The sequence below is a fragment of the Methanohalophilus mahii DSM 5219 genome (assembly GCF_000025865.1).
In the GTDB taxonomy this organism is placed as follows: Archaea; Halobacteriota; Methanosarcinia; order Methanosarcinales; family Methanosarcinaceae; genus Methanohalophilus; species Methanohalophilus mahii.
Window position 1 is genome coordinate 487,174 of the sequence record NC_014002.1, and the last position, 24,349, is coordinate 511,522.

The window sequence follows — 24,349 nt, forward strand, 5'->3', positions numbered from 1 at the left end:
ATCAAAGTGGTTCCTTTATCTCCATCTGAGTCGTGGAGTACCGTCGGTGATTTACATTAAAGGAAAATGTTAATCTCATTATTTGGATGCAGTTGTCAAAATGTTTGAAGAATTAAAAAACAAATATGAGGAAATTTCGTACTTAGTGTTTATAAAAAACTAGATAAACTACTTTTACCTCCTCTAGAAAAGAAAATAGTTTTTCTAATTCTTGAAAATAACGGATATTTTCAAAATCGACTTTGGAAGTCTCTAAATATTGATAACAGAAAATGTTCTCGCAAAGTGAAATCATTAGTTGACAAAGAAATAATCTTGAGACAACCAGCTGTCAATAATGGTTCGCGTACTTATAAATTGTACATCAGAATATAAAGTTGTGTTATTTATTTTGTACCGAAAAGAAAGAGCCATTCTACTAATCCCATATCTATATAAACAAGCAGCAAGTAATTTTTTTTAATAATGATAGGGGGAATTATATGAAAACATTAGTAACATATATGACACAGACAGGAAATACAAAGAAGATAGCTGAAGCAATTTATGGGGAAATTACCGGGGAGAAGGATGTCAAAGACATCGAAGATGTAAGCAACTTGGAAGGTTATGATCTTGTGTTTGTGGGTTTTCCGGTCCTGCAATTCAACATTCCAGAGAAAGTTTCAAACTTTGTAAAAGAGAATGTAGCTGGTAAGAACATTGCATTTTTCATGACTCATGCTGTTCCCGAGGGATTCGAAGCCATTCATTCATGGACCGGCTCCTGCAAGGATATTGCAGCCAGTGGAAATTATCTTGGTACATTTGAATGCCAGGGTGAGTTGGCACAACCTGTAATCGACATGTTGCTGGAATCCGATGATCCACAAATGAAAGAGTTTGGTGAGATGGGCCCTTCCACCAAGGGACAACCTGACGAATCTCGTGTACAGAAGGCAAGGGAATTCGCAAAAGAGATCCAGGCAAAGGTCCAGTGACTGGATATATCTGATTTCCTGCAATTGATGTAGGGGGTTCAGGTGCTATTCAAAGATTGATTGGAACTTAGTTTGAGTTCATTTAATTTTTTATTTTTTCAGAGACGTCCCTACTTGAATAAATTAAAAATTGTTCAAAGGGCACACTTTAATGCATAGTCCGCATCGAAGTCCGCCAAGTACATTAAACATATACTCAGCGCATTTTTCTTTATGAATGACTCCTTCTGATGTAAGAGCATCAACCGGGCATACTTCGATACACTTCATGCATTCACTGCATGCATCATTGATAAATGGCAACTCGGCCTTTTCTTCTGTATCCAATGGTGCATCAGTCAGTATAGCGGCCATACGCACTTTAGGCCCAAAGTCCTTTGTGATCAGAAGATGATTCATGCCAAAGTTTCCCACTCCTGCACGATAAGCAGCATATTTGAAAGATAAATCTGCTTTAAGTGTTTCACGATCGGCATACCAGTAACCGTACTCACTTCCTTCACTTGGAGCAATCGTAGCCATATAACCTTCTTTTTCAATAAGTTTAGCTAACTTGAATGCAATGACCCTCAATGTGGTTGTAGCTGCCATAAGTGTATTTGTATATTCACCTCTGCCTTTTGGTAACGTTTCAAAAGCTCCTCGTGGTAAAGAAACCCCCAGGATTATTACTGATTGTAAATTATCCATCACATCTTGGGGCTTGTTGCCAGTATAATCTGAATCTTCAAAACAGGATTTATCAGTGATACTGATAAAATCAGCATCTAACTCAAAGGCCAGGTTTCTCAAAGTTTCTGTAATATTGTTCTCTGTCATTTTTATCTCCTTTTGAAAAGTGCCTGTTCGAATTTGTCCCTCAAAAATCCGTTTGCTTTAGCAGGTGAGATGGAACAAGCCAATAACCTTTCCTTTTGCAGAGTTCCACTTATCTATGGCCTCGGGTGTTGGGCAGAGTTTGACCTTGCAATCTTTCGATTTGAAAAAATCATGTGCTTCATCTGATAATTCTAGCATCCCGTTCTGGCCGGAACCGATTATGATCTTCTCAGCACCATTTTCATAAACATGTTCTGCTTCATCCAGAGATATCTTGTGAGACGTGCCGTATATCGCTTTTGAGAGTTTCTTTTTCCTTTTCTTTATATTTCCGCTCAGTCGAATAAGCACATCCTTCTCATACTCTTCTCCCTCTATTGTAATCGAACTGAATTTGGTACTGTCTATTTTCGGCTTCATGGATTTTTCCCCGATCATGGGTATGTTCCTTTATGCATATAGATTTTATTTGACAAAAATAATGTATTGGCGAATTCAACCTGTCATAGGTTGCCATACTGGCTACAAGGTCTATTAGAAAACTCCTATGATGTTGTTGGAAATAGATGAAGTAAGCATCAATTCTGAATGATTTATTCCATCATTTCTTACTCCTTGTTCTGTACGCTTCATTAATGACATCGTGTTTTGTGATAACTCCTATCAGTTTATCATCGTTGTCCACTACCCACACATGGTTTATATTGTGCTTTAGCATCATATCCACACCTTCACATAAGCTGGTGTCCCGGGATACTTTCAGGGGGTGTGGGATCATGATACTTTTTGCATCTTCGCCAAGTGACCTCACCGCAGTCAGATGAGTATGACTGGAACTGGGTAACCTGTCATGGAACAGCAATTCCAGAACAATGTTCTGATCGATCACACCCTTTAGCCTGTAGTCCTTATCAACAACAGGAAAATTATGGAACCTATATTTTCCGATTAATTCGAGTGTATCTTCAATAGAACTGCTCTCATCGATTCCTACCACTTCCACAGTCATAACTTCAATGATTTTTTTAGTGGCACATTGTTTTGAGATCTGGAATCTATCTCTATAATCTGGATTTTTGGATTTATCCGGTGCATCTAATGGCATATCCCGATCTCCCTGAATAAAATCTATATATATCAGTATATAAACGGTCCTATTACTGTATTTCCATTCAAATCAACAAAAATTTGTTGCCGATGGTACAATTAGATACAGGATGCAACCCCTGCAGCCAGTATATTCCATTACTTATTCAAATGTAAGGATCATTACAGCCACATGGCCAGCAGAACAGTATCTTGAAAATAGTAAAACTCTGACACTATGATTATGTGTAAGTTACATGTAATATATCCAGATAGTTTTCAGTTCATGTCAAGTTAAACCTGGCCTGATTTCAAAAGAATTTAGAATTCTATCTTACGCAAAAAGTCGAATAAATAAAATCCAGCGCTTGTAACCAATACATAAATTAAAGATATCATGAGTAATTCCCAAAAGTTAATCATACAAATCACTCTTTATCGTACTGATTATGTCTGTTTTTTGTTGCTAAAAGCATATTTGCAGCTTATGGATTAATTTCTCATTCTAAAACACAGGAGAATTGAGAGCATAGGACCCCCATCCACTGCTCTCAATCATACCACCCACTCCCATTTTTTAAGCCGAACCCCTTCGGCTGTATCCAGTTCAGGAACCTGCTGCAAAAGTTCCCGGCTGCAACCACTAATAGGATATTTTCCCATATAACCTAAATGGAAATAGAATTTCTTTAGTGTGAGGATTTTTTTAAGCAATTAAAAAATTCAACCACAATATAATAGACTAATTAGCTTTTATATTTTTGCTAACCAAAATTAAGTAACAAAAAGATATAATATTAATTAGGTTGTAAACTACTTCTGTGAAGAATTGTTCTTCACCAAATGTATTTATATAGCATGCAACCAGAAACGCATGTACCAAATGGGGGTATTACATGTCTGAACACGAAGAACTTGAACATGAAGAATTACTGGACAGTATGAGTAACAAACTGGGTTTCACTCCGCAGATCCTGAAAACATTGGGCGAGATCGATCCGCATTTCCTGAAAAAATACAATCATTGCAATCAGAAACTCCTGTCAGACGGTGCGCTGCCTGCAAAGATGAAGATCCTTATGGCACTTGCAGTGGTGGCATCCAAGCAATGTGAACGATGCACGGTTGTACAGATGCAGAGTGCCTTGAAAAACGGGGCTACGGCCGAAGAGATTATGGAAACCATGGAAGTCATATCCATAACCTCGGGTGCACCCGCGGTAGCTGCCTGCAGGGATGCGTTGAAACTTCTCAAGGAATAATCTCGCATTATTCTGGCTTTAAATTTTATATGGGGGTACATTTGAATGAAAGTTTTAGTTTTTGGAGCCGATGGTTTCGAAGATCTCGAGCTGTTTTATCCTTTGCACAGGTTGAAAGAGGAAGGTATAGATGCGAGGGTGGCATCTGTTTCCCGTGGTACCATTGAAGGCAAACACGGCTATCATGTCGAAGCGGACCTGTCCTTTGATGAGATAGATCCCGAAGAACACGATGCACTGGTTATTTCCGGTGGCAAGGGACCTGAGATCATGCGGTTGAATGAATATGCGCTGGATATAGTGAAGCATTTCATGAATGAAGAAAAACCTGTGGCTGCTATCTGTCACGGCCCGCAGCTCCTGATCTCCGCCCGGGTGCTGGATGGTCGCAAGGCCACCTGCTGGCCCGGTATCAGGGATGACCTGATTATAGCAGGTGCAGATTATCGTGATAGTGAAGTGGTAGTTGATGACAATTTGGTCACTTCACGTCATCCGGGTGACCTTTTCGCCTTTGGACGTGAGTTGCTTGGTTTGATTAAAAGATGAAATATGGTTTCCGGGATATCTCCGGATTCATAATCTATTTCTTTCTTTTTTTGATATAATCAGATTAATATATCCTCAATACCTGATTCTTTTACGATAGCTATTGCCTTCTCTTTTTCATCCGGAAGCAGTCGTCGGGATATTTCCGGATACTCTCTGGATCTGTACTGTGGTGTGTATTGAAACATGAGGTTAAACCTTACTTCTGGCACATGCTTTGCTATCCACCTGACAACCGGCTTTGTGCAACATTCCAGATGTTCTGGCAGGACAAGGTGCCTTATGATAATTTCCGCCTTTTGATAGGCTATTTCATGATTACGTTTGACAATTTCCAGATAATTCTGCACCTTGGAGTACTTTTTTGCGCATCTGTCGCTTCCATACTTGAAATCGGTAAGATATACATCTATCACTCCCTCCAGTAACTTTGCGATTTCCCTGGTATGATACATGTTGGAATTCCAGATAACAGGTATATTCACGGAAACTTCTCTGAGGATTTTCAGTATATTGTGAGCATGAGGGGTAGGTGTAACAAAATTTACATTTCTGGCGCCAGAATGCCTTCTTTCCCTGATAATTGCAGCTAGGTTGGCGGGATTTACTTGGTGGCCTTTTTCGGGATAAGCGGATATATCCCAGTTCTGGCAGTATACACAGCCAAACACACATCCTGTGAAGAATATCGTATGTGAGGGGACCAGTTCGGACTCTTCTCCCATGTGTAAAAATTCAGAGGTGTACCTGGATGTTTCTGTCAATCGACAAAATCCCTTCTCATCCCTTTTGCGATTCACATCACACCTATGCTCACAGAGGCAGCATTTTTCGATTAGTTTCTCCGCAATTGCTATTTTCAGGTCCAGTAAGGATGTGCAGGCTGCAGTAAGTTTTTCCGGATATCTCTTTTCCGAATCGATAAGATCAAGCAAACTGCGATATTGTTCCATGGACCTTTCATGTATGTTCCAGAGTTCATCCAGAGATTTAGATATATCATATCTTGTAGGTATGCTTTTCACAATTTGAAACTGTGCAGGTAATTGATTATTTGTGACTGCATGGTAGCGATTCAGAAATTTTGGAGAATCCATGAGGGAATATATGTTATTCTAGGGTTGAATATATTGTGGTATTCAGTCCTATTTATCATTCATCCAATTATTAATTGAGAAATATTTAAAAATTATGAGGGTGTTCATCTTTTAGGTGCTTATAGATGGATTATTGTTGTTTTGTATGTAATGATTCGATTACTTCTGCTGAATATAAATATTCTATGAATAAATTCGGACGCGCTTTATGCAGACGGCATCAAAAAGATTCTGCTACGATTGATCATACTAACTCATCTTCGAATGAAAGCGAAAAAGATGATCAAAATGGAAATGTAGATCAAACTAATTCTGTATCAAACTGGAAACAGGGTTGGCGCAACCCGGAGAATATGATCAAAGGTAGAATTGCTGAAACTCTCATAGAGGAATTATTTTTACAATTGGGTTTTTCTGTATTTAGGTATGGAATGGAAAATACAATACCTGGAGTGATGCAACTTCTCAAAGGTGTACGCAGTGATGTTGCAACTAACATAAGAAGGATGCCTGATTTTGTGGTGCAAAATCCGAAAACACATGAAGTATCATTTGTGGAAGTTAAATTCAGGAAAAGTGAATCATTTAAACTTAAAGATGCAGGGGAAGATTATCCTTATGAAAATTGCTTTTTTATAGTTGTTTCTAAAAAACATATAAAATGTATTACTTATCAGGAATTGAAAAAGGGAAAAGAAATAACTCCTAAATCAATAAATTATCTCGGTAACAGAAAGGAGTTCGAATTGGATAAAGATACAATAATCCAATATTGTGATTTTGCAGTTAAATTCTTTGAATCTGTTTGACACCTAATTAATTAGTAGCATATATTTAAAAGTAAGTTCTCAAAGAATCGAAATGTTACAAATATTCGTGGGATGAAATCACCATATTTATATACTCTTTTTTCTTCACTCCGGCTAATAAGGGACTACCATGAATACTAAAAAATAAACCGGATTCCTTGAAGAATAATGGTTTTCTGCCCCAGAAACTGGACAATAAATTTTCAATGTGTACACATCTTGTTGGCGGGTGTGTAGAGGCAAATCAGCTGCGTGCTCTGACAGATGCTGCAGAAAAATATGTGGCAGGGCATGTCCATATTACCTCGCGACAGGGTGCGGAGATTCCTTTTGTGGATATGGATGACGTTGAAAACATTACTGAAGATATGGAGGATGCAGGCATTTTTGGTGGTGCAACCGGCCAGAAAGTAAGAGGCGTAGTTGCCTGTCAGGGTATCACCGTCTGCAACCACGGTCTCATTAACTGTCCTGAACTGGCTGCAAGAATCGATGAGATATATTTTGGAACCTATGCTTCCAAAAAATTCAAGATTGCAATAACCGGCTGTCCTGCATCCTGCATGAAACCTCAGGAAAATGATTTCGGTATTATGGGAGTGGTACGACCTGAATGGATCGAAAACAATTGTGTGGCCTGTGGTCTTTGTGAAAAGATTTGTAAGGCCGACGCCATAAGCATTGATAACGGCCAGTTAGATATCGATAGTAACAGTTGCATATTTTGTGGAGAATGCATCTCGTCCTGCAAAAAATCTGCAATCAATGGTGCAGAATCCGGTTACGCTATATTTGTAGGAGGCAAGGTCGGGCGCTTCCCCCGCTCCTGTGACAAACCAATTGAATTTACAGATGAAAATCGCCTGTTCTCTATTCTCGAAAAAACGCTTGCCTATTACAGGAAATACGGACAGGATGGAGAACGTTTTGGTGACCTGCTTGACAGGCGGGGGTTTGCTGAATACAGAGATACAGTCCTTTAATTCCATCATTTTTTACGGGCGACACCACTCTTAATAGCCGCATCTGCAACAGCCTTTGCCACAGCAGGTACCACTCTTTTGTCAAGAGGATTGGGTATTATGTAATTTTCTTCAATGCCATCCTGCTCCACAATTGCAGCAAGGGCATTAGCGGCTGCAAGTTCCATCTCCAGGTTTATCTGTGTGGCTCTGGTTTCCAGTGCACCTTTGAAGATTCCCGGAAATCCCAGACAATTATTGATCTGGTTGGGACAATCCGATCTTCCGGTTGCCACTATACGGGCGCCTGCTTCAAAGGCCTTGGATGGCATGATTTCAGGTATGGGATTCGCCATGGCAAAGATAATGGCGTCATTGTTCATGGAAGCGACCATTTTTTCTGTAAGGATTCCGGGAACAGATACACCTATAAATACATCAGATCCAGCTACAGCGTCATCAATATTCCCTTCTATTTCTTCAGTATTTGAAAATTCAGCGATTTTCTCTTTTTCAGGATTCATCCCTTCTGTACGTTTTTTGCTGATAATTCCATGTCTGTCACATACAAGCAGGTTTTCAGGCCTCACTCCTGTATGAAGGAGTTTTTTGGCAATGGCCATGCCTGCAGCACCGGCGCCAGATATGACCACCTTTATCTCATTGATTTTTTTGCCTGTAAGTTTTAGTGAATTCAGTAGGCCTGCTATTGTAACTATTGCGGTTCCATGCTGGTCGTCATGTGTCACGGGTATTGACAATTCTTTTTTGAGCCGCTCTTCAATCTCAAAGCAGCGGGGTGCACTTATGTCTTCGAGATTGATCCCTCCGAAAACCGGGGCGATGTTTTTGACAGTTTTAATAATTTCTTCGGTTTCCTGGGTATCAAGACATATAGGGAATGCATTGATTCCTGCAAGTTCCTTGAATATAATGGCTTTACCTTCCATAACAGGTAAACCTGCAGATGCACCTATGTTTCCCAGCCCCAGAATGGCTGAGCCGTCTGTTATGATTGCGACAGTGTTCTCTTTCAGTGTATATTTATATACATCATCTTTGTTTTCAGCGATCCGCTTGCAGGGCTCGGCAACACCGGGAGTATAGGCGATGCTTAAGTCCTGGGTATTGTCCATATGCACTTTGCTTGCCACTTCAAGAACACCGTGATGCTTTTCGTGTAATTGAAGAGACTCTTCTCCCAGTGAGTCATCGGTTTCCATGCACGATTTTACTGTCAAATGTTTCAACTTTTACTCCCCCTTTGTGCTGGTTAATCCTTAATTTATAATTGTGAAGGCTATCTACTTATAATCTCGCTACTTCGAATTTCACCCAAAACACCTAAGTAAGGTAGAGTACCTCGGTTGGCTATGAGATGAGTGAGAACTCGTTTTTATACAACACTGAGTTGATATATTGTCAATAAAAGATGGCGACACAATAAAGATCGATTATAAAGGTACTCTGGATGATGGCACAGTTTTCGACAGTTCCGAAAACCATGAGGAGCCTCTTGAATTTACTGTAGGGGCAGGTCAGGTTATCCAGGGATTTGACGATGCTGTCAGAGATATGAAAGAAGGTGAAGAAAAAGAGTTCAGACTTGAGCCTTCTGAAGCTTATGGTGAATACAATGAGGGTCTTTCCCAACCAGTACCTAAAGACAACATTCAGTCAGATATTGACGTTGAAGTTGGAATGATGTTGCTGGTAAAAACACCTGATGGCCAGGAGCTTCCTGCAAAGATTGTTGAAGTGGGCGATGAGGAAGTCATACTCGACATGAATCATCCTCTTGCAGGAAAGGCATTGAATTTTAATATACAGGTCAAAGAGATATCATCCTGATATCTCTTTTTCATCTAATTCCCTAATTCCTTTCCTGAAATTACTGCTTTCTGATTAATGTTTTTCCCAATATATTTTAACCAGCGAAGGCTCTGGAAATTTATAATATTAATTAATATATAAATCCACTATAGATTTAAATCCAGGAAGTAAAAGGAAAAAAGTGGGTGGGGAATTATTCCCCTTTTGCCTTGTCCCTCAGGAACTTGTGCAGAATTCCACCATTTTTGCAGTAGTCCACCTCTATATCGGAATTGAGATTTACAGTTACATTGAATGTGACTTCATTTCCATCCGGGTGGCGGGCTACAACCTCGAGTTCTCCGCCGGGTTTCATTTCCGGGATGCCCTTGATGGTGTAGGTTTCATCACCTTCAAGTCCCAGGCTTTCTTTATTTTCACCTTCCCTGAACTGCAGGGGGATTACTCCCATTCCCACAAGATTACTGCGGTGAATTCTTTCATAGGACTGTGCGATCACGGCTTTTACACCGAGAAGTTGTGTGCCCTTGGCCGCCCAGTCACGGGAGCTGCCTGTTCCATATTCCTTGCCTGCGATTACCACCAGTGGAATGTTATTTTCCATGTATTTCATGGCAGCATCATATATTGGCATCTCTTCTGCCTCAGGGAGGTACACTGTCCATGAACCTTCCTTGCCAGGCACAAGTTTGTTTTTCAGGCGCACGTTACCGAAGGTTCCACGCATCATTACTTCGTGGTTGCCCCTTCTGGATCCATAAGAATTGAATTCATTTTCCGCTACACCGTGTTCCATCAGGTACCTGCCTGCAGGATAGTCAGCAGGAATCGAGCCTGCCGGAGATATATGGTCGGTGGTAATGCTGTCATCCACAACTACAAGTGCTCTTGCATCCTTTATATCTTCCATATTTTCGATATCAACAGGGAAGTCCTGGAAAAATGGAGGTTCCTGTATGTAGGTAGATTCGTTGTTCCAGTCGTACAGTAATCCTTCCGGAGCGTCAAGTTCCTGCCACCGTTCAGTTCCCTGGAATACATTGGCATATTCTTTTTCAAACATTTCGGGTTGTACATATTCACCACAATACTGTTCTATCTCACCGTTTGCAGGCCAGATATCCTTCAGGTAGACCGGTTCACCGTTCGGGTCGCATGCAATAGGTTCTTTTGTGAGGTCAATATCCACCGTGCCTGCCAGAGCAAAGGCAACAACGAGCATAGGGGATGCTAGGTAATTGGCTTTTACATGGGGACTGATCCTGCCTTCGAAATTCCTGTTTCCGCTGAGTACCGATGCAACGGTCAGGTCACGGTCCTCAATTTCCTTTACTACCGCTTCATGCAGGGGTCCACTGTTCCCGATACATGTGAGACAGCCGTAGCCCACAAGATGGAATCCCAGGGCTTCCAAGTAAGGTACAAGGCCGGCTGCTTCCAGATAGTCCATTACTGCCTTTGATCCGGGTCCAAGACTGGTTTTCACGAATGGTTTGACCTTAAGTCCTCTTTCAACTGCCTTTTTCGCAACAAGTCCGGCACCGATAAGAACTGACGGATTTGAGGTATTGGTACAGGATGTGATGGAAGCAATAGTGACGGAACCGTGGTTTAAGTCTACCTCTTCTCCTTCACATTTGATCTTCATGATCCCGCTGTGGTCGGGATGTGTTTTTTCCACAACGTTATAACCACCCTCTTCAAGCCAGCGACTGTAATCCGGATCATTCTCGAAATCTTCACTTCCCTTTTCCAGAGAGAATACATCTTTCATTGTCTTGTGGAAAGCTGCGGACATATCACTTAGCACAATCCGGTCCTGTGGCCTTTTCGGACCTGCAAGGGAGGGCTGTACAGTACCCATGTCAAGTCCAAGAGATGAGGTATATTCCGGAACCGGTGCATCACTTTCTGCAAACAGGCCCTGTTCCTTGCAATATTGGCGAACCATATTCACATGTTCTTCACTGCGGCCGGTCATGCGCATGTAATCCAGTGTAACTTCGTCAACAGGGCAAAATCCCATTGTTGCGCCGTATTCAGGACCCATGTTGGCAAGGATTGCCCTGTCAGGCAGGGAAAGTTTCCTGTAACCGGGACCATAGAATTCCACGAATTTACCTACAACACCGTGTTCCCTGAGCATCTGGGTTACTGTGAGTACAAGATCTGTGGCTGTGATCCCATCTTTCAGTTCTCCTCTCAATTCAAAACCCACAACTTCAGGAATTGGCATATAGTAAGGTTGTCCAAGCATAACTGCTTCAGCCTCAATACCACCAACGCCCCATCCCAGGACACCCAGGCCATTGATCATTGTTGTATGGGAATCGGTTCCTACAAGAGTATCGGGATAGGCGACAGTTTCGCCGTTTTCTTCCCGCAGATGTACTACATTTGCCAGGTGTTCAAGGTTTACCTGGTGGATTATGCCGCTTCCCGGAGGTACTACGTTGAAATTGTCAAAGGCATTCTGAGCCCAATGCAGCAGTTCATAACGTTCTCCGTTTCTCTGGAACTCATGTTTCTCATTACAGTTTCTTGCATAGGAAGTGCCATAGCAATCGACCTGTACTGAGTGATCTATAATAAGGTCTGCAGGAATAACGGGGTTAATTTCCTCGGGATTTCCGCCAAGTCTTTTCATTGCAGACCTGATTGCGGCAATATCAACAACTGCGGGCACGCCTGTAAAATCCTGCAGGATTACCCTTGAAGGGATGTATGGGACATCCGTTTTTGGTATATTGCCGGGTTTCCAGCCTGCAAGGTTTTTTACGTCCTCTTCAGTTACAACTTTCCCATCTGTATTCCTTACTAGATTTTCCAGTAATACCCGGATAGAATAGGGAAGGGAAGAAATTTTGCAAAGGCCATTTTCCTCAAGTTTATCCAGACGGTATATAGTACTCTTCTTACCCATGGTGTCAAGAGTATCTCTTGCTTTAAAAGAAACTGAATTATTATCCATAGTTGGCACCTGTAAATATAAATTCGTTATACGAATTTTGCACGTGGTCTTATCAACCTGTTATCTGAATATTGTTCGAGACAATGTGCAATCCAGCCCGATATCCTTCCAGTGGCAAAAACTGCCGTTGCAAGTTTAGGGGGGATGTCAAGATATTTGTAGATGACACCGGAATAAAAATCGACATTCGGATATATATGTTTACCCCTATTTTGCACATATTCTTCATATGCGACCCTTTCTATATTCTCGGCAATCTCAAACCACTTCATGTCGTTCTTCTCCATTGCAATCTCACGTGCAAGCTGCTTGTAAACTCTGGCTCTGGGATCATATGTTTTGTATACACAGTGTCCAAATCCCATCAATTTCTCGTGTTTTTCGATTTTGTCCAGAACAAAACTTTGCGCATCTTTTGGAGAGTCAATGTCGTCAAACATATTCATTACTGCCATTCTTGCTCCACCATGCAGGGGTCCTTTGAGGGTACACAGTCCTCCAATGATGGCTGAATGCAGGTCAGAAAGCGTTGATGTGATGGTTCTTGCCGCAAAGGTTGAAGGGTTTAATTCATGGTCGGCACTCAGGATGAAATCAGATTCAATGATTCGGGCTTCAAGGTCTGTGGGCCGGGTTCCCCTGAGCATGTAGAAAAAATTTGCCCCGCGGGACATTTCAAAATCTGGCTCAATTACTTTCAGGCCTCTCTTAAGCCTTGAAAACGATGTGACAATGGTGGGGAATCTTGCTATCATACGCATTCTTTTTCTGATATTAGCCTGTGTGTTATTTGTGTTCATATCCGGGTCACAATAGGACATGAAAGATGTAACTGTCCTCAGGGCATCCATTGCTTCTATATTGAAATTACAATATCCAAGAACCTCAATCAGATCAATCCCGATACTGCGCTCATCTTTGAGAGTTCTGGAATAATATTCAAGTTCCTAATCTTCAGGAATTTTTCCATGAATCAGTAAATAGGATACTTCATCATAAGTCAAATTGGCAAGTTTATCTACATCATAGCCACGATATTGTAATATTCCCCTTTCCCCGTCTATGAAAGTTATACTTGATTCCAAAGCAACTATATTTTCAAGCCCCTTTTCAACTTCTCTTTTCATCAAGATTTCCCCCTCAATTTAGTATATATAGTTGGGGGATTATTATTAATTCCTTTGTGTATTGATGATTAGGGGGATGGTTATAGTATAATGGTATTATTTTGTTGCAACATTTATCACGACGATGGTGAAGTGTAAATCCGATAAAGTATTGTATCCGCAACAGTGGCAGAGATATTCTTCTTAAAAAAAGACTTCAACCGGCGATTTACGATATAAACCAACCCGTTTCCTATTATGCTTTTCCAACAGATGTACAGGAGTTTCAGTTTTTCTCATCCTCGAATTCAATGTGCCAGTGACTGCCATCGCAGAATGGTTTATTTTTGGAGCCACCGCATCTGCACAGGCAATAATGGTCCTGGGTTTCAGGCTTAGAACCATCCGGACCCTCAAGTTCAATATCTCCCACAACATTATAGGAACGGTCCTTCCCGACAAATACTTCTGAATCATGCGGATAATCTTTGTGCAATTGTCCATCCATGGTGTAACTCAATGCTCCGGACGGGCACATCCTGATAATTCTTGCGATTTCTTCCGGATCAGCGCCATCAGGGTCGATCCAGGGTTCAATGCCCATCCTGAAAACCGAAGGCAAATTGTCGGTACAGTGGCCCATATGGGAACATACTCCGCGGTTGTCATGGATTGTGATTGCTTTTCCTTTGTAAGTATCCATTTTGTCAGGAACGCGATCTTCTTTCTTATCCCCTGAAAAACCGTTCTTCATATGAGTACCATCACAAAAAGGCTTGTTTCCGGATCCTCCACATCTGCACATTACAATGGTGGGCATTGTTTCAATGAATACTCCTTTTGAATTACGCAGGGTATTGAGATTGCTTACAATGTATGGCCCGTCTTTTGATACTTTTATGATGGTTTTGTCTTCTTTATCCATTGAAATTCCCCTTGCACAGACTTTTATCCTGAATAGCTTAAGTAATTATTGCAAAATAATGTCTGTGTTTTATTCAATATTTTCCTGCAAATTTAGCGATTGATCTGTGCAGACCATGGATGCTGAAATCCTTCCCCAGGTACATCATTGGACATTTCCCCTTGATTATCTGTATATCATGATCCTTTATATCTTCAATTTCGGGAGTTTCGGTGCGCCAGTGTATCCAGAAATTAGAACATCCTCTGTTTTTGAGGGCCTGCACAAAGTCTGCCGGATTGGAGGTTGTGATTCCCAGTACAGCATTTTCTACATTGTATGGTATATCATCAACACTTTTTATGTCCCCTTTATTGGGGTTAGCGGACAAATCAAAAATATACACTTCTTTTCCTCTTTTATTGAGTTCATCTATGGTGTACTTCATTGCCGGTTTGGTATTGTCAGTTATTATTACAAAGGATTGTTTATCCCAGAAATCTTCCCTGTCGTTGTTCATGGAAATCCCTCCCCTAAAATAATATTGTACTTCTGGTTTATAACAGATGCCGGTTTCAGATGTACTGTTATGTATTATATTGGAGTAAATTGGACCGGATAGTGGAAAACAATATTGATGTTAATCTGTGCTTTCTGTTAACCCGGGCTGCAAATGCAATCATGTGTTGCAACTGTAGACTGGAAGTGGCCTGATGATTCTTGTTTTGTGATTCATTTACAATTACAACTAGTTAATATATTTCAGTCTTTATTTTGGTCTGTTCAATTGGATTTAAATATGTTGAATGCATATAGGTCAACGTTGTGATTGCATAATTTATAATCAGAAATAGGGTTTGTTTTGAGGATAATTTGTATTAATTCCGTCTTCTGATCACTAAAATAGTATTCCTTCATAAAATCTAAATGAGGTATCGATCTGGCTTATAACAACTATAATAAAAAAAAGAATAAGAATAAACAACAGAGCGAGGGAGCACAATTTACTAAAGTCCGGACTCCGCGTAAGGACAAGAATGAAATTGTTGCTACAGTATCCAGAATGCTTGGAGGCAAAAGACTCGACCTTCAATGTATGGATGGCGTTGTAAGAATGGGAAGAATTCCCGGTTCCCGTAAAAGACGTATGAGAATACGGGAAGGTGATGTTGTTCTTGCAATACCGTGGGATATTCAGGATTCAAAAGCCGATGTCGTCTGGAAATACAGAAGACAGGAAGTTGCCTGGCTTCAGAAAAAAGGTTATCTGAAATGATTTTTCACTTAATGTGTTGCAGGGATGGAGTTTTCCATCCATTCACGCAATGCAGTTTTAAATTAGATCTCTTTTGGGCTTGCCTGGATGTTTTTATTTTGTCTAAATTTGAGCAAAAATACTTGTTCTATATATGGATATCTACCATAAACAATATATTTTATGACTTTTATCTCTTGATAAGGAGTATTCACTATAATGAGTGAAGAATGGAAAGATCAAATTACCAATCAAATTAATTCTCTTGAAAAGCTCGAAGAAATAATCAACCTGACTGAATCTGAAAGGGAAGCCATAAAAACCCTTGATACACACTGGGGTACTACACCTTATTTTGCTTCCCTTATGGACAAGGATGATCCAGAGTGTCCAATCAGGAAACAGGTTGTCCCATCCCTTCAGGAATCACATAACAAGTATGGGATGAAGGATTACCTTGTCTGGAAAGAAAACAGGGCAACCGAAGAAGTACGGCCTGATAGTATAGCCAGGCAGTATAAGGACAGGGTTGCATTCACTGTTTTCCAGGAATGTGGTATCTATTGTCGCCATTGTTTCAGGAAAGAACTTGTTGTAAGCCATGATCTGAAACTGGACTTTAATGTGGATGATGGTATTGAATGGATTCGCCAGCATCCTGAGGTCCGGGACGTTCTGATTACGGGTGGGGACCCTCTCCTTTTATCGGATGAAAAGATTGAATATATTATTGAAAGCCTTCGGGATATTCCCCATGTTGAAATGATCCGTATTGGATCACGTTTGCCTATTGTTTTGCCTCACAGGATCACCGATAATCTGAAAAGGATACTTGGTGGGTATCATGATGTACCAATTTGGCTGAACACCCAGTGTAATCATCCCAAAGAAATTACTGATAAAACAAAACGGGCGGTCTATGACCTTGTATCTGCAGGTGTTAATGTAGGTAATCAGGCCGTATTGTTGAAAGGCATAAATGATGATGTGCAAACCATAAGGGATTTGCATCAGAAACTGCTGACTGCAAGAATCAGGCCGTATTATCTGTTCTACTGTGAACCTGCACCGGGTATCGATCATTTCCGTACTCCGGTAGAAAAAGGCGCTGAATTGATACGCGATGGTCTGCGCGGGCACACAACAGGACTTGCTCAGCCAATGTATGTAATTGCGACCAACGTTGGTAAAATTCCTTTGATGCCGGATTATTATATGGTAGATAAAGATGAGGAAAAATATGTTCTCAGGAATCATCGGGGTGAATTAACGGAAATCCCGAATATACCCGAGTAAAAGGAACTATTTTTCAGATTATACGGTGTCAGTTCGCTGGCACCTATGATCTATAATATTTATATATTTCTCATAAATTTCTATTTTTTAAGTTAGCAATAAGCCCGATTTTATATTCAGTTCTAATTAGTTCATATGATGGTTTCATGAGCGACAAGTATATATATTAAAATTGGTGTCTAGCACTCGTTCCAAACGGGAGGGATTTGCTTGTATCCCTTCCCCAGTTCATTACAGGTTTTTCACTATTTTCTACAGCTGGCAAGCCATCTCTATTTTATTAATTAGTTCAATAATTAAATTTATATATTATCACCTCGGTTGTTCGATAAACGGATTATTCGGATCTTAAATTATATTGCGGAGATGTTGCGGATTGGAAATTGTAGATTCCCCAAAGAAGGAACTGGCAGAATTGAAGTTGGAATATGATATTTTGTCTCATAAAGTCCTGTATGATGCTATAGAGAAAGTTTTTGAGGACAATTCAGGGCCGTTGCCAAATTTGAAGAACCGTGGTCATGCGATCCTGATACTCGGGCGGGAAAAAGAAATGATGCCTTCCCTTGCCAAGTTCCTTAACTTGAAAAAAAGCAGTGTTACCAGCATGATAGATTCTCTGGAGAAAGAAGGATTGGTCAAAAGAACATCAGATCCCACAGATAGGAGAAAGGCATGGATATCCCTGACTTCTTCCGGATACAAATATATGGAAGTTATTGAAGATTGTATGGAAAAAATTGTTGATGTTATGATTAAAGACCTTGAGGATGAAGAGGTTGAAAAAATGCTGGAAAGCATGCGTTCAGTAGTAAATCTTGAGCGTAAAATCTTGAAATCTATTTAATATAATTAAAATAATTGGTATAAACAAATCCTTCTATTAATAAATGATAAGTTATATATAGTGGAATTGCATGGTCCAGTTTGTCAATATATAGTCAAGGGTTCGTATACAAGAAATCCAGCATATTTGAATAAATACTTACAAATCAAAAGGAGCGATCCCCCATCAAAAACATCTTTGAGAAACTGGGTATTTTCATAGAGGATCATGCGATTGCCATTGTGATAATTGCAATGTTACTTGTTCTTGTTTCATTTGAAGGTGCTCAGCTTATCAAGATGGAATCGGGTACCGAAACATTTGTGGATAAGGATTCGCAGCTGTATCAGGATTATGATCACCTTTATCTGAGTCTTTTCAGTAAGGAAGCCATCGTTGTTATGGTAGAAGGTGGTGATGTACAGGACAGGGCTTTACTGGAAGCGATCGATCGTCTGGACAGGATGTCGTCCTCGATACCGGGTGTGCTGAGTACGCAAAGTGCCTCTTCGGTTGTAAAGGAAGCCAACAAGCTGGAAAACGGCAGATTTGAGATCCCACAAAATGATGAACAGTTTTCCGAATTGATTCCTTATATTCCATCGTCCCTGTCTCCAGATAAAACCCATACACTTGTTTATATTGAAATGGCAGGGGATACCAGTGAGGTCCGAAAACAGGAAATTCTCAGTGAAGTTGAAACCTCGGTAGACCTGGCAGAGTTCCCCCCTGGGTACAATTTTATCGTCACCGGTGACCCTGCCTTTGAGATAGGGATGAATAAGGAAATGATGTCCAGCATGGGTATCTTGCTCTTGCTCTCCGCCTTTTTGATGGTAATTGTTCTATATCTTGTATTCAGACACGTAAGATGGAGATTGATGCCACTTGCAATTGTGCTTCTGGGAATAATCTATACGTTCGGTGCAATGGGGTATCTGGGTATACCCATGACCATGGTGTCCATGGCAGCGTTTCCGGTACTCATTGGTCTGGGCATTGATTATGCCATACAGTTCCATAACCGTATCGAGGAGGAACTGGAAAGGGGTGAATCCCCCAGGGAAGCGGTTATCGACACGATCAAACATACTGGTCCGGCTGTCATGATTGCGCTTACAATCACATCACTTGGCTTTGTTTCTCTTGCGACTTCCACGGTACCTATGGTGCAGGATTTTGCAAAACTTCTTCTTATTGGTGTTTTTATGTGTTTCCTGTCCTCTCTTTTTGTAGGTGTGACTGTTATATACGGGCTTGATACTTTTGCAAAAAAAAAGCAGGAAAAGGCAAAAAAACATCGTGTAGATTCTCTTCGTCACAGGCTTATCACACGCAGGTTCAAAAAACCTGATAAAAAGCAAACCAGCACTGATTCAGGCGGCTTTATTGATAATACCCTGCGGTCGGTTGCGACTTTTACAATGAAACATCCCGTTCCCGTACTCATAATCGCAGGTTTGATCTGTGTAAACGGTCTCTACACAGATACCTTTGTCCCAATCCAGACAGACACTGAAACTTTTGTGCCGGAAGATATGCCTGCCCTGATAGACCTCCAACATCTAGGGGATATTACAGGTGGGGATGATGAGCTCAATGTAATCATAAAGACTTCAAATATTGCAGACCCTGACCTTTTACAATGGGTCGATAAGTTCAGTCAGCATGAAGTTGATAATCGTGATAATGTTTATGCAGCAACAAGTCTAGTCTCGCTCATAAAGGATAATAATGGTGGTGTGCTGCCGGATTCAGAGGCAGGGGTAAAACATGTTCTTTCAGAGATTCCTGATTCTGCAAAGGAGCGATACATCAGTGGCCAGAATATAATGGTTGTCAACCTCAACATTGGTGATGCTATGAGCGGTCTGGGACTGGAAGGTATCGAGACTCTTGCTAATGTCATTGAAAACGATATTCAGTGGCTTGCTCCTCCGCCAGACGTAAGCGTGACGATCACGGGTCATTCTTTTGTGTTTATCGAGGTCATAGGTGCCCTTACATCCGGAAGGATTTTCATGACATATCTGGGTCTTGGAATGGTTTTCGCCGGTCTGCTTGTGATATACAGGGATTTCCTGAAAGCCTTTGTACCTGTCATAACCATGTTTATGGTAATAGGATGGACTGGAGGGCTTATGTACTATCTGAATATGGAATATACACCGATGACCGCGACCCTTGGAGCTCTGATTTTGGGTGTTGGTTCGGAATATGCGGTGCTTATGATGGAGCGCTACTTTGAGGAGAGGGAAAAGGGTGCTCTACCTGAAGCAGCTATGTGTGAAGCCAGTGTTAAGATCGGCAAGGCCATCGTTACTTCCGGGTTGACCACACTATTTGGTTTCCTGGCACTGGTTGCTTCTGCTTTTGGTATTATAAGCAGTTTTGGCATCATTACTGTAATCGATGTTGCCCTTGCTCTGATTGCTACATTTGTCATTTTCCCTCCTGTAATTGTAACCCTGGACAAATGGAGGGATAAACACAGAGCAAAAAAAGCAGGGCATAATATGAATTCATCTGCAAATTATCTTCAAACAGGGGCTGATATCTCATGAGTAGGATACAAAACAATACAATTAATTTCAGAAGACCGCTGGTCTTTCTGTCCCTGATTTCATTAATACTGCTTGCAACTCTATTTAGTGGTATGTCTACGGCCCAATCGAAAGAGTACATTCCCCCAACTTATGAATATACTACAAATTATTACAGGGGCTATGGTATGCCGGATATCCATGCTTCGGTGGTAGGGGACACTCATTTTGAGCGGGGTGAAACGGCTACTCTCAATGTAATTCTCTCTAACAGGGGTATTTTGCATGGGTTTAAATCCGTCACAGATGTGGAGGGCGATAAGGCCGAACAAGCCCTTGCCATGAAAGAGCTGGAATATGAAACAAAACGCACGATTGCTTACGGTATAAAGACCCGTCTGGTTTCTCCCACTGATTATATAGAGATTGATTCTTCGACCAATGGCCAGGCCCTGGAAAAATTGGTTCCCGGGGATTTACCCTCACGTCCTATGACATTCACGATTGAAATTTCGGATGACGCTCCGGCAGGGGACTATGTATTGTTCCTTCCTGTAAGTTATGAGTATCAGGAGGATGTCCGTATGACAGGTGGCCGGACGATTCAGCTAGGGTTGCCTGAAATGGATCATGCTACCTACTATAATAATTCGAATAAAACTCTGCAAATACCTATCCATATAGAAAAAGCAGCACAATTCGAAGTAGTTGATGTTGCTGGAGATCTGGTTGCAGGTGAAGATAGGGTTATACAGGTGACTTATCGCAATGTCGGTGAATTGACAGCAGATGGTGCTCTTGCCAGGGTGGTCGTCATGGACCCTCTGAGTACCGGTAGTTCTACTGCATTGTTGGGTACTCTTGAACCGGGCGAAGAACACACTGTTTCGTTTAATGTGAACTCAGACGTTATGGCTGTTGTCAAGGATTATGCAATAGATAGTGAGATACGTTACATTGATGAGGATGGGGATTACGCATTTTCTGAGAACATGAAAATAAATGTGCCACTGCAATCATCAGGTGAATGGATTGGTATCACCCAGGTTTCACTTTTATTGACTTTTTTGATAACGATATATCTGATAGTTGACAGTATCCGTAAAAAGAAAAAATGACTCTTTAAAGGAGAGGAGTGAGCATGAACAAAAGAAATTTAATAATTGGAATAATTGCACTGGGAATCTCCCTGATATGCCTGATTCCGGCCTCTGCTGCCGGCTTTTCCCCACAGAATGATGCACTACCTGACTATTTTGATTTTAGTGATAATTACTACACTGCATATGGCGGTCCCGATGTAAGCGCAACCATCGTTGGTGATAATGAATTTTATCGTGGGGATAGTGTCACGTTGAATATTAATCTTATGAATAAAGGGGTGATTACAGGCTTCAGGTCTGAAAAGGATGATGACCCGGTAGATGTACTTGATCAGAAACTACAGCAAGAGGAAATGTCTTATGAATCACAACGGACAACTGCGATTGGGATTGTGGCAATTCTTACTTCCCCGGACCCCAACGTAGAAGTGAAGTCAGGTCCACAGGAAGCCGGCTCACTGGCTACCGGTGAGCAGACTACATCTCCTGTTAAGTTTAATATAGATTTTTCGAATAATGCGCCCTCCGGTGATTACCCCCTGATTCTCAGTCTTTATTATGGCTACCAGAAGAATGTCCAGGTTTCCGGTGATAATGAAACAAGCCTTGGTGTCACAAATATGGATGTGGGACTATGGTATGATGTAGGTTCCCAGAATGTTACCATTCCTGTAAATGTGAAAAGGGAAGCACAATTTGAGGTTACCAATGTTTCCGGGCAGCTGGCTGTCGGTGAGGAAGGAATGCTGCATGTTACCTATACCAATACGGGTAATGAACCTGTGAAGGATGCCATTGTTCGTATAAGTGCAGCTAATCCTTTCAGTACCACGGATGACCAGGCATATCTCGGCGATCTGGATGCCGGGGAAAGTGCCGTTGCGGTATTTAAACTTAAAGTAGGGGATTCTGCGGTCGAAAAACCATATGCCATAAACAGTGAAATCAAGTATGAGGACACTAAAGGTCATGACAGGGTTTCAGATAATGTGAAAATCAAAACACAGGTATCGGCTTCGTCCAATACCTATACAGGTGGATTGATGTTACCTGCGGGTTTTGCTATTGCAGCATTGGTTATAGGTGCTATTGTGTTGTATATGAGGCGTAAACCAGGTCAAAAACCAGAAGAGTGATGTTTTTATCACTCCTCTCCTTATTTTTGTACAATCCTGTTTTGACAGCAACATTTTTACGTAATTAGAATTATTAAGTGTTTCACGTTCAATTCATCTTATATCAACTACATTTCTACTTTAGTCCCAAAAGGGAGGGAAATTAAAAATTGAGTCAGCCTTGTGTTAATATCGGCATGGTAGGTCATGTCGATCATGGAAAAACCACTCTTGTACGTTCATTGTCCGGTGTATGGACTGATAAGCACAGTGAAGAACTGAAAAGGGGTATCTCAATCCGTTTGGGTTATGCAGATACAACTTTGATGAAATGCCCCACCTGCCCTGAACCACGGTGTTATTCAGTAAAGAAAGAATGTCCGCATTGTGGCGCAAAAACAGAACAGGTCAGGACCATATCCTTTGTAGATTCTCCTGGGCACGAAACACTGATGGCTACGATGCTTTCGGGTGCAGCCATAATGGATGGTGCTATTCTTGTCATTGCTGCCAATGAGGAATGCCCCCAGCCCCAGACCAAGGAACATCTCATGGCTCTTGACATCATTGGCATCAAAAATGTTGTCATAGTCCAGAACAAGATCGATCTTGTAAACAGGAAAGATGTTATAGAGAACTATAAACAGATAAAGGATTTCGTCAAGGGCACGGTTGCAGAGAACGCTCCCATAATCCCTATTTCTGCCCAGCAGGATATCAATATCGATGCACTTATAGGCGCAATGGAAAAAGTGATTCCGGCCCCTACCTATAAACTCGATAAAGAGGCGCGAATGCTCATTGCAAGATCCTTTGATATAAACAGGCCGGGTCTTCCGATCGACCAGATCTCAGGTGGTGTTATCGGTGGTACCCTGACAGAGGGCACATTGAAGGCTGGCGATGATCTGGAAATAAAACCGGGCAGGAAAGTTGAAAGTGAAGGCGCCATCCACTGGGATCCTATTCATACCAGGGTAACTGGTATTATAGCAGGTACGACTCCTGTTGATGAAGCAACTCCTGGTGGTCTTCTGGCAGTGGGTACAGAGCTTGACCCGGACCTGACAAAAAGTGATTCTCTTACCGGGCAGGTAGCAGGTAAACCCGGGACATTACCCAGTACCAATCATTCTTTCACCCTCCGGTTAAAACTTCTTGATCGTGTTGTTGGAGTGGATGATGAAGGTGAAATTGGTCAGATAAAGACAAGTGAACCCCTGATGTTAAACGCAGGCACAGCCACAACTGTGGGTATTGTTACAAGTGCCAGGGAAGATGTTGCCGAGGTCAATCTTAAAAGACCTGTTTGTGCAGACATTGGTTCAATGGTTGCCATAAGTCGCAGGATTGGTTCCCGATGGAGATTGATCGGTATCAGGGTAATTGAGGATTGAAGGTTATCATTGATACAAACGGGATGATGCTTCCAGCACAATTTGGTGTAGACATATTCACAGAACTCAGGAGACTGGGTTATGACCAATTCCTTCTACCCACAGCGATCTTGCACGAACTTGATGGTCTTGTAAGGCGTTGTCGGGGTGAGGATAAAATAGCTGCGAAAGTAGCTATTTCATTATCCCAAAGATGTGATGTTATAGAAGGTGAAGGATTTGCGGATGATGTGATTGTCCGTCTTGCACCTGCTTACGACGCAGCTGTATTGACCAATGATATTGGATTACAGCAAAGGTTGAAAGAAAAGGAAATTCCTATTATAAGGCTGAGGCAAAAGAACAAACTTGATTTCCTGTAATCTGAATAATAGCACAATGGTTTATAAGGGATGAGAAGTTCTGGTATTCTTATATAATGATATTGCGGAGATAA

Annotated in this window: 23 protein-coding genes and 1 pseudogene; 15 read left to right on the forward strand and 9 right to left on the reverse strand. The window is 41.3% G+C overall.

Annotation, left to right across the window (positions count from 1 at the left end; all coding sequences use genetic code 11):
- Window positions 1-207 precede the first annotated feature (207 nt).
- Together MMAH_RS10825 and MMAH_RS02315 are read left to right on the forward strand one after the other, a co-directional pair.
- Entirely contained in the window at window positions 208-375 is a 168-nt protein-coding gene (locus MMAH_RS10825) for a hypothetical protein (protein WP_394295769.1), read from the forward strand.
- Between the two features lie 107 nt (window positions 376-482).
- Complete coding sequence (locus MMAH_RS02315; protein ID WP_013036939.1) at window positions 483-980, forward strand: flavodoxin family protein; 498 nt, start codon at window positions 483-485, stop codon at window positions 978-980.
- Window positions 981-1,103: 123 nt separating this feature from the next.
- Here the strand turns inward: MMAH_RS02315 and MMAH_RS02320 are convergent, their stop codons facing one another.
- From MMAH_RS02320 to MMAH_RS02330, 3 genes are all read right to left on the reverse strand, one after another.
- Window positions 1,104-1,799, reverse strand: a complete 696-nt coding sequence (locus MMAH_RS02320) for a 4Fe-4S binding protein (RefSeq protein WP_013036940.1) — start codon at window positions 1,797-1,799, stop codon at window positions 1,104-1,106.
- A 57-nt stretch (window positions 1,800-1,856) separates the two neighbouring features.
- Window positions 1,857-2,219, reverse strand: coding sequence for an Mth938-like domain-containing protein (locus MMAH_RS02325; protein WP_048902235.1), 363 nt, complete (start codon window positions 2,217-2,219; stop codon window positions 1,857-1,859).
- Between the two features lie 181 nt (window positions 2,220-2,400).
- Window positions 2,401-2,904 (reverse strand): CBS domain-containing protein, encoded by a 504-nt coding sequence (locus MMAH_RS02330; protein ID WP_013036942.1) that lies wholly within the window; start codon window positions 2,902-2,904, stop codon window positions 2,401-2,403.
- A gap of 877 nt (window positions 2,905-3,781) precedes the next feature.
- On the opposite strand from MMAH_RS02330, the gene MMAH_RS02335 reads away from it, so the two are divergent.
- Together MMAH_RS02335 and MMAH_RS02340 are read left to right on the forward strand one after the other, a co-directional pair.
- A complete protein-coding gene (locus MMAH_RS02335) occupies window positions 3,782-4,147 on the forward strand; it encodes a carboxymuconolactone decarboxylase family protein (RefSeq protein ID WP_013036943.1) in 366 nt (121 codons plus the stop codon).
- Between the two features lie 45 nt (window positions 4,148-4,192).
- On the forward strand, window positions 4,193-4,696 hold the full coding sequence (locus MMAH_RS02340; RefSeq protein WP_013036944.1) for a type 1 glutamine amidotransferase domain-containing protein: 504 nt from the start codon (window positions 4,193-4,195) through the stop codon (window positions 4,694-4,696).
- 59 nt (window positions 4,697-4,755) lie between these two features.
- Here the strand turns inward: MMAH_RS02340 and MMAH_RS02345 are convergent, their stop codons facing one another.
- A complete protein-coding gene (locus MMAH_RS02345; protein ID WP_013036945.1) occupies window positions 4,756-5,793 on the reverse strand; it encodes a radical SAM protein in 1,038 nt (345 codons plus the stop codon).
- Window positions 5,794-5,918: 125 nt separating this feature from the next.
- Here MMAH_RS02345 and MMAH_RS02350 point away from each other — a divergent pair, with 125 nt between their 5' ends.
- Together MMAH_RS02350 and MMAH_RS02355 are read left to right on the forward strand one after the other, a co-directional pair.
- Window positions 5,919-6,602 (forward strand): hypothetical protein, encoded by a 684-nt coding sequence (locus MMAH_RS02350; protein ID WP_013036946.1) that lies wholly within the window; start codon window positions 5,919-5,921, stop codon window positions 6,600-6,602.
- 158 nt (window positions 6,603-6,760) lie between these two features.
- Complete coding sequence (locus MMAH_RS02355) at window positions 6,761-7,585, forward strand: 4Fe-4S binding protein (RefSeq protein ID WP_013036947.1); 825 nt, start codon at window positions 6,761-6,763, stop codon at window positions 7,583-7,585.
- Window positions 7,586-7,590: 5 nt separating this feature from the next.
- Here MMAH_RS02355 and MMAH_RS02360 read toward each other — a convergent pair whose 3' ends face one another.
- Window positions 7,591-8,814: an NAD(P)-dependent malic enzyme gene (locus MMAH_RS02360; protein WP_013036948.1), complete on the reverse strand. Its 1,224-nt coding sequence runs from the start codon at window positions 8,812-8,814 to the stop codon at window positions 7,591-7,593.
- Between the two features lie 169 nt (window positions 8,815-8,983).
- On the opposite strand from MMAH_RS02360, the gene MMAH_RS02365 reads away from it, so the two are divergent.
- On the forward strand, window positions 8,984-9,415 hold the full coding sequence (locus MMAH_RS02365; protein ID WP_013036949.1) for an FKBP-type peptidyl-prolyl cis-trans isomerase: 432 nt from the start codon (window positions 8,984-8,986) through the stop codon (window positions 9,413-9,415).
- Window positions 9,416-9,590: 175 nt separating this feature from the next.
- On the opposite strand, the gene acnA is transcribed toward MMAH_RS02365, so the two are convergent.
- The 4 genes and pseudogenes from acnA to MMAH_RS02385 form a co-directional block, all read right to left on the reverse strand.
- The gene (gene acnA / locus MMAH_RS02370) at window positions 9,591-12,368 is read right to left on the reverse strand and encodes an aconitate hydratase AcnA (RefSeq protein WP_013036950.1); all 2,778 of its coding nucleotides are present in this window, start codon (window positions 12,366-12,368) and stop codon (window positions 9,591-9,593) included.
- A 26-nt stretch (window positions 12,369-12,394) separates the two neighbouring features.
- A pseudogene (locus MMAH_RS02375) lies at window positions 12,395-13,495 on the reverse strand (citrate/2-methylcitrate synthase).
- 265 nt (window positions 13,496-13,760) lie between these two features.
- Window positions 13,761-14,399 carry a CDGSH iron-sulfur domain-containing protein gene (locus MMAH_RS02380; protein ID WP_013036951.1) on the reverse strand — a complete coding sequence of 213 codons (639 nt, stop codon included), beginning with the start codon at window positions 14,397-14,399 and terminating at the stop codon, window positions 13,761-13,763.
- A gap of 73 nt (window positions 14,400-14,472) precedes the next feature.
- Window positions 14,473-14,898 carry a hypothetical protein gene (locus tag MMAH_RS02385; RefSeq protein ID WP_013036952.1) on the reverse strand — a complete coding sequence of 142 codons (426 nt, stop codon included), beginning with the start codon at window positions 14,896-14,898 and terminating at the stop codon, window positions 14,473-14,475.
- A 420-nt stretch (window positions 14,899-15,318) separates the two neighbouring features.
- Here MMAH_RS02385 and eif1A point away from each other — a divergent pair, with 420 nt between their 5' ends.
- The 8 genes from eif1A (at window position 15,319) to MMAH_RS02430 (ending at window position 24,275) form a co-directional block, all read left to right on the forward strand.
- Window positions 15,319-15,654: a translation initiation factor eIF-1A gene (eif1A, locus tag MMAH_RS02390; RefSeq protein ID WP_048902088.1), complete on the forward strand. Its 336-nt coding sequence runs from the start codon at window positions 15,319-15,321 to the stop codon at window positions 15,652-15,654.
- A gap of 198 nt (window positions 15,655-15,852) precedes the next feature.
- Entirely contained in the window at window positions 15,853-16,929 is a 1,077-nt protein-coding gene (locus MMAH_RS02400; RefSeq protein WP_013036954.1) for a KamA family radical SAM protein, read from the forward strand.
- A gap of 376 nt (window positions 16,930-17,305) precedes the next feature.
- Window positions 17,306-17,776: a MarR family winged helix-turn-helix transcriptional regulator gene (locus tag MMAH_RS02405; protein ID WP_013036955.1), complete on the forward strand. Its 471-nt coding sequence runs from the start codon at window positions 17,306-17,308 to the stop codon at window positions 17,774-17,776.
- Window positions 17,777-17,997: 221 nt separating this feature from the next.
- The gene (locus MMAH_RS02410) at window positions 17,998-20,319 is read left to right on the forward strand and encodes an efflux RND transporter permease subunit (RefSeq protein WP_281033895.1); all 2,322 of its coding nucleotides are present in this window, start codon (window positions 17,998-18,000) and stop codon (window positions 20,317-20,319) included.
- A complete protein-coding gene (locus MMAH_RS02415) occupies window positions 20,316-21,416 on the forward strand; it encodes a COG1361 S-layer family protein (protein WP_013036957.1) in 1,101 nt (366 codons plus the stop codon). The genes MMAH_RS02410 and MMAH_RS02415 overlap by 4 nt, the downstream gene beginning before the upstream one ends.
- Window positions 21,417-21,439: 23 nt before the next feature.
- Window positions 21,440-22,537 carry a COG1361 S-layer family protein gene (locus MMAH_RS02420; protein WP_013036958.1) on the forward strand — a complete coding sequence of 366 codons (1,098 nt, stop codon included), beginning with the start codon at window positions 21,440-21,442 and terminating at the stop codon, window positions 22,535-22,537.
- A 149-nt stretch (window positions 22,538-22,686) separates the two neighbouring features.
- Complete coding sequence (locus MMAH_RS02425) at window positions 22,687-23,913, forward strand: translation initiation factor IF-2 subunit gamma (protein WP_013036959.1); 1,227 nt, start codon at window positions 22,687-22,689, stop codon at window positions 23,911-23,913.
- Window positions 23,910-24,275, forward strand: coding sequence for a DNA-binding protein (locus tag MMAH_RS02430; RefSeq protein ID WP_013036960.1), 366 nt, complete (start codon window positions 23,910-23,912; stop codon window positions 24,273-24,275). The genes MMAH_RS02425 and MMAH_RS02430 overlap by 4 nt, the downstream gene beginning before the upstream one ends.
- Window positions 24,276-24,349: the final 74 nt, after the last annotated feature.

Coding starts and splice junctions, on each gene's coding strand:
- MMAH_RS02380 (WP_013036951.1), bottom strand. CDS start 14,399: ATGGATAAAGAAGACAAAACCATCATAAAAGTATCAAAAGACGGGCCA.
- MMAH_RS02415 (WP_013036957.1), top strand. CDS start 20,316: ATGAGTAGGATACAAAACAATACAATTAATTTCAGAAGACCGCTGGTC.
- MMAH_RS02420 (WP_013036958.1), top strand. CDS start 21,440: ATGAACAAAAGAAATTTAATAATTGGAATAATTGCACTGGGAATCTCC.
- MMAH_RS02340 (WP_013036944.1), top strand. CDS start 4,193: ATGAAAGTTTTAGTTTTTGGAGCCGATGGTTTCGAAGATCTCGAGCTG.
- acnA (WP_013036950.1), bottom strand. CDS start 12,368: ATGGATAATAATTCAGTTTCTTTTAAAGCAAGAGATACTCTTGACACC.
- MMAH_RS02325 (WP_048902235.1), bottom strand. CDS start 2,219: ATGAAGCCGAAAATAGACAGTACCAAATTCAGTTCGATTACAATAGAG.
- MMAH_RS02350 (WP_013036946.1), top strand. CDS start 5,919: ATGGATTATTGTTGTTTTGTATGTAATGATTCGATTACTTCTGCTGAA.
- MMAH_RS02345 (WP_013036945.1), bottom strand. CDS start 5,793: ATGGATTCTCCAAAATTTCTGAATCGCTACCATGCAGTCACAAATAAT.
- MMAH_RS02335 (WP_013036943.1), top strand. CDS start 3,782: ATGTCTGAACACGAAGAACTTGAACATGAAGAATTACTGGACAGTATG.
- MMAH_RS02330 (WP_013036942.1), bottom strand. CDS start 2,904: ATGCCATTAGATGCACCGGATAAATCCAAAAATCCAGATTATAGAGAT.
- MMAH_RS02400 (WP_013036954.1), top strand. CDS start 15,853: ATGAGTGAAGAATGGAAAGATCAAATTACCAATCAAATTAATTCTCTT.
- MMAH_RS02385 (WP_013036952.1), bottom strand. CDS start 14,898: ATGAACAACGACAGGGAAGATTTCTGGGATAAACAATCCTTTGTAATA.
- MMAH_RS02320 (WP_013036940.1), bottom strand. CDS start 1,799: ATGACAGAGAACAATATTACAGAAACTTTGAGAAACCTGGCCTTTGAG.
- MMAH_RS02315 (WP_013036939.1), top strand. CDS start 483: ATGAAAACATTAGTAACATATATGACACAGACAGGAAATACAAAGAAG.